Source organism: Pseudonocardia sp. SID8383 (genome assembly GCF_009864975.1).
GTDB lineage: Bacteria > Actinomycetota > Actinomycetes > Mycobacteriales > Pseudonocardiaceae > Pseudonocardia > Pseudonocardia alni.
This window is the reverse complement of the sequence record NZ_WWFY01001249.1, coordinates 1-3882: the sequence shown is the minus strand read 5'-3', so window position 1 is coordinate 3882 and position 3882 is coordinate 1. Positions and strand designations below refer to the sequence as shown.

Annotated in this window: 4 protein-coding genes; 1 reads left to right on the top strand and 3 read right to left on the bottom strand. The window is 74.0% G+C overall.

What is annotated here, in order from left to right:
• Positions 1-309 precede the first annotated feature (309 nt).
• Genes trmB through GTW08_RS30705 form a run of 3 tightly spaced genes read right to left on the bottom strand, consistent with a single transcriptional unit; the run spans position 310 to position 3135 of the window.
• A complete protein-coding gene (gene trmB / locus GTW08_RS30715) occupies positions 310-1122 on the bottom strand; it encodes a tRNA (guanosine(46)-N7)-methyltransferase TrmB (RefSeq protein WP_073576108.1) in 813 nt (270 codons plus the stop codon).
• Positions 1115-2113, bottom strand: coding sequence for a glycosyltransferase family 2 protein (locus GTW08_RS30710; protein WP_202417942.1), 999 nt, complete (start codon positions 2111-2113; stop codon positions 1115-1117). Before GTW08_RS30710 ends, trmB begins: the two co-directional genes overlap by 8 nt.
• A gap of 56 nt (positions 2114-2169) precedes the next feature.
• Entirely contained in the window at positions 2170-3135 is a 966-nt protein-coding gene (locus tag GTW08_RS30705) for a glycosyltransferase family 2 protein (RefSeq protein WP_304580138.1), read from the bottom strand.
• A gap of 252 nt (positions 3136-3387) precedes the next feature.
• Here GTW08_RS30705 and GTW08_RS30700 point away from each other — a divergent pair.
• Positions 3388-3882 (top strand): hypothetical protein (locus GTW08_RS30700; protein WP_161152893.1); only part of this gene is annotated, 495 nt, incomplete at its 3' end.

Below are 3882 nucleotides of genomic sequence, written 5' to 3'. Positions count from 1 at the left end.
GCCGCGGAGCAGGTACTCGACCGCTCCGGAGCCGATGGCGGTGATGCGCAGCACGAGCCCATCGTACCGGACCCGACCAGCGGGACCATCGACACCGACCGGCCGGACCGCTCCGCGCCGGACTCCCCGGACACCGGGCCGGGCCCCTGACCCGGACCCGACGGGGCGCCCGGCGGCGGGCCCGTCATCGGGCGGGGCGTCGGGCTCGGCCGGAAGCCGGGCGGTCGGTCGACCGGCCGCTTCGGTGCCGCGGGGGCGGGGTGCGAGTTCTTGCCGTGCTCCACCGTCGTCACGGGCGTCCTTCGGGGGTCACTCGGGTGGGGATCCGGATCGGGGGTGCTCCCGACCGTAGTCGGTCACTCTCCGTGTGTCACCGGTGCCGGGGGCGTGGTCGGCGACGTACAGCAGGTCACGAACCGGTCGTCCCTCCAGCCGGGCCCGGTCCTCGAACTTGGTGACCGGACGCCACGACGGACGGTCCTGCCAGCCGTCCGGACGGAGCGGGAAGTGGTCGTCCGGGCGCAGCGACGGCTCCGCGGAGACCACCCGGCGCATCTGCTCGGCGTAGTGCGGCCAGTCGGTGGCCAGGTGGAGCAGCCCGCCCGGGCGCAGCCGTGACGCCGCCAGAGCGGCGAACTCCGGCTGGATCAACCGGCGCTTGTGGTGGCGCCGCTTGGGCCACGGGTCGGGGAAGAAGATGCGCAGCCCGTCCAGCGACGCGGGCGGGACGACCCGGCTCAGGAGCTCGACGGCGTCGCCGCGCAGCAGCCGCTGGTTGGTCAGGCCGCCCTGCTCGATCCGCATGAGCAGCTGGGCCAGGCCGGGCTCGAAGACCTCGACGGCCACGTGGTCGATCCCCGGCTCGGCCGTCGCGAGCGACGCCGTCGTCTCGCCCATGCCGGACCCGATCTCCAGCACGAGCGGCGCGGTCCGGCCGAACATCGCCGCCGGGTCCCAGACCCCTGCCGCCACGACGTCGTCGACCTCGGAACCCCACGTCGACCACAGCCGGTCCCAGGCGGACTGCTGGCCCTCGGAGAGCCGGACACGCTGGTGGACGTAGGAGCGGATCCGGGTGTCGTGCGGGTGCGGGGTCTCCGGGGCGGTGGCCCGGTCAGGCACCGGTGTTCCGGCCCGCGGGCAGCCGCACGTGGGCGGTCGCGCCGGGCAGCCGGCCGCGGACGTAGCCGGCGGCGGTGACGCCGAAGCAGGCGACGATCGCGGCGGCGGACGCGGCGTTGCGCTCCTTCGCCTCGCGGATCACGCCCGCGGGCAGCACCTTCATCGTGTAGCTGCTCTCGGTGGACAGCGAGTCCCCGGTCCCGACGACCTTGGACACGGCGGCCTTGGAGATGCCCTCGGCCCAGCCGCGGCGCAGCAGGTAGCGCCAGGAGACGCGGTCGTCGGACACCCGGTGGTCGACGGCGGCGCGCGGCTCGAACAGGATGCGCGGGTTCCGGCCGTCGGCGACGTAGGCCTGCCGGGCCCGGATGCAGAGCTCGGTCTCCTCGCAGCCCAGCGGGTTCTTGCCGATCCGGCCCATGTCCTCGGCGAACCCGCCGACGCGGGTGAACACCTCGGCGCGCAGGGACATGTTGCAGCCCATGAGGTTGCGCATCTCGGCACGCTCGGTGGGCTGGCCGGTGTAGGTGCAGCCGACGACCCAGTCGAGCTCACCGGTGGCGTTCGGGTCCCCGGGAGCGGCACCGGGCAGCGTCCGCGGACGCCCGTCGGGCCACTTCGGGTGCGCGACCCCGCCGACGCCGATGACGTCCGGGTCCTCGTACGGGGCGAGGAGCGCGTGCAGCCAGCCGGGGCGGGCCGCGGCGTCGTCGTCGAGGAAGACGACGACCTCACCGGAGGCCAGCTCGACCGCGGTGTTGCGGGCGCCGGACAGGCCCTGCTTCTTGTCGTTCGCGACGACGACCACCCCGAGCGGCCCGAACTCGCGTTCGGCCCGCTCGCGCAGGCGTTCGTTATGGTCGACGACGACGATCGTCTCCAGCGGGGTCACGTCCTGGTCGAGGACCGAGTCGACGGCGGCCTTGATGTCGAACCAGCGCTTCTCGGTGTAGACGCAGACGACCACGGTGGCGGTCGGCAGGGCGCTCACGTGCAATCGCTCCTCATGGGGCTGCGGACCGGCGGGGGCGGCCGGTGGGAGCAGCGTCAGCGGGCGTAGCCGGACGCCTTGCGGCGCTGCTCCATGCGACGGTGCTCGGCCATCAGGGTACGCAGCACGCGCGTGCCGTCGGCGAAGGTCCGCAGGTTGGTCTCGCCGAACATGCGCTCGCGCTCGACCGACGGCACCTCGGTGATCGTCAGGTCGGCGGCCGCGACGCGGCAGTTGAGCACGGTCTCGATCTCGAAACCGTCGCCCCAGAGCATCGAGCCGTCCTCGGGCTGCGGCGCGGCCGGGTCCGGGAGCTCGAGCTGCGGGAGCAGGTCGGCCCAGAAGGCGTTGTAGCCGTAGCAGAGGTCGGAGTACCGCGTGCCGAACAGCCGGTTCGCGACGGTGTTCAGGCCGGCGTTGCCGGACTTGCGCAGCAGCGTGATGTCGTCCGAGCCGCCGCCCTTGCAGAACCGGCTGCCCTTGGCGAAGTCGGCGCCCTTGACCAGCGCGTTCACGAAGGCCGGGATCTCGTTCGGGTCGGCCGAGCCGTCGGCGTCGAACATGACGATGACGTCACCGGTCGCGGCGGTGAAGCCGCAGGCCATCGCGTTGCCCTTGCCCTTGCGGGTCTGGGTGATGACGCGCGCCCAGGGCAGCGTGCGCCGCGCGACGGCGACCGTGTTGTCGGTCGAGTTGCCGTCGACCACGATGACCTCGTGCACGGCCGGGCGCACCGCGGCGATGGCCGGCAGCACGATCTCGAGGTTCCGGGCCTCGTTGCGGGTCGGCACGATGACCGAGACCGCCGGGTTCGCGCTACGGCGCGGAGCCGGGCGGGGCCGCGGGCGACGGAAGCCCTCGGGTCCCTCCGGCTGCGGCGCCAGCGGAGCGCGCCCGCCGGGTCGGGCAGGGCTCGCCGGGAACGGCGACTGTCCGGCACCGGCACCGTTCTGACGCCCGGGGCGCGCAGGAGCGCTGGCCTCGGGCGTGACGGTCGGGCGGGCGGGCGTAACGGCGCTCACACTTCCTCCATACAGGTCCGCTTACTCGTCCAACGACGCGATCACGGTCCGGTTGCGGTTCTGGTGTCGGGCGTCTTCGGTATTGCCCGATCAGTGGACGTCCCTGGAGCCCGTGGGGTTGCCCCGGTCGGTTGATTCGTCCGTGTCCACGCTGCGGTTCAGCCTTGCCCATGAGAAAGGACGACGATCACCCGGGTCCGCTGCGCAGTCCTACGGATCCACCCGGGAGCGGTCCCTCCGAGACTGTCCGGCATGGACCGGGAACCGCTGTCGGGCAGCATCGGACCGCCGCTGCGCACCGCGCTCGACCAGGCCCGCGCCGATCTTCTGGCGACGTTGTCGGTGCAGGTCGACGGCCTGACGGCGGACGCGGCCCGGCGCGCGGGGCGGGCCGGCGACGTCCGGTGGTGGACGGCCGCGCTCGACGGCCCCGCCCGCACCCTCGACGACACCTGGGCGCGCCGCAGCGGACCGGTCCTGCGCCGCCGTGCGGCCGCAGCCGCACTGCGGCATCACGGCGCGCGCGTGACGCATGTCACTCACGTTCCGTCACCGTCGTGTTGCGGGGCTCTCGTCGCCGCGGCGGGCCGGGTGCTCGCCGTCGCACCGGGCCGGGAACGCGGGGCGTGGTCGGTGTCGGTCCTGTCCGGATCGGCGGTGTGGGTGGCGTCGGTCCTCGCGGCCGGCGCCCGGGTGCTCCCGGCCGGGGGTCCCGGGGTGCTGCCCGCTCTCGCGGGGCTCGTCCTG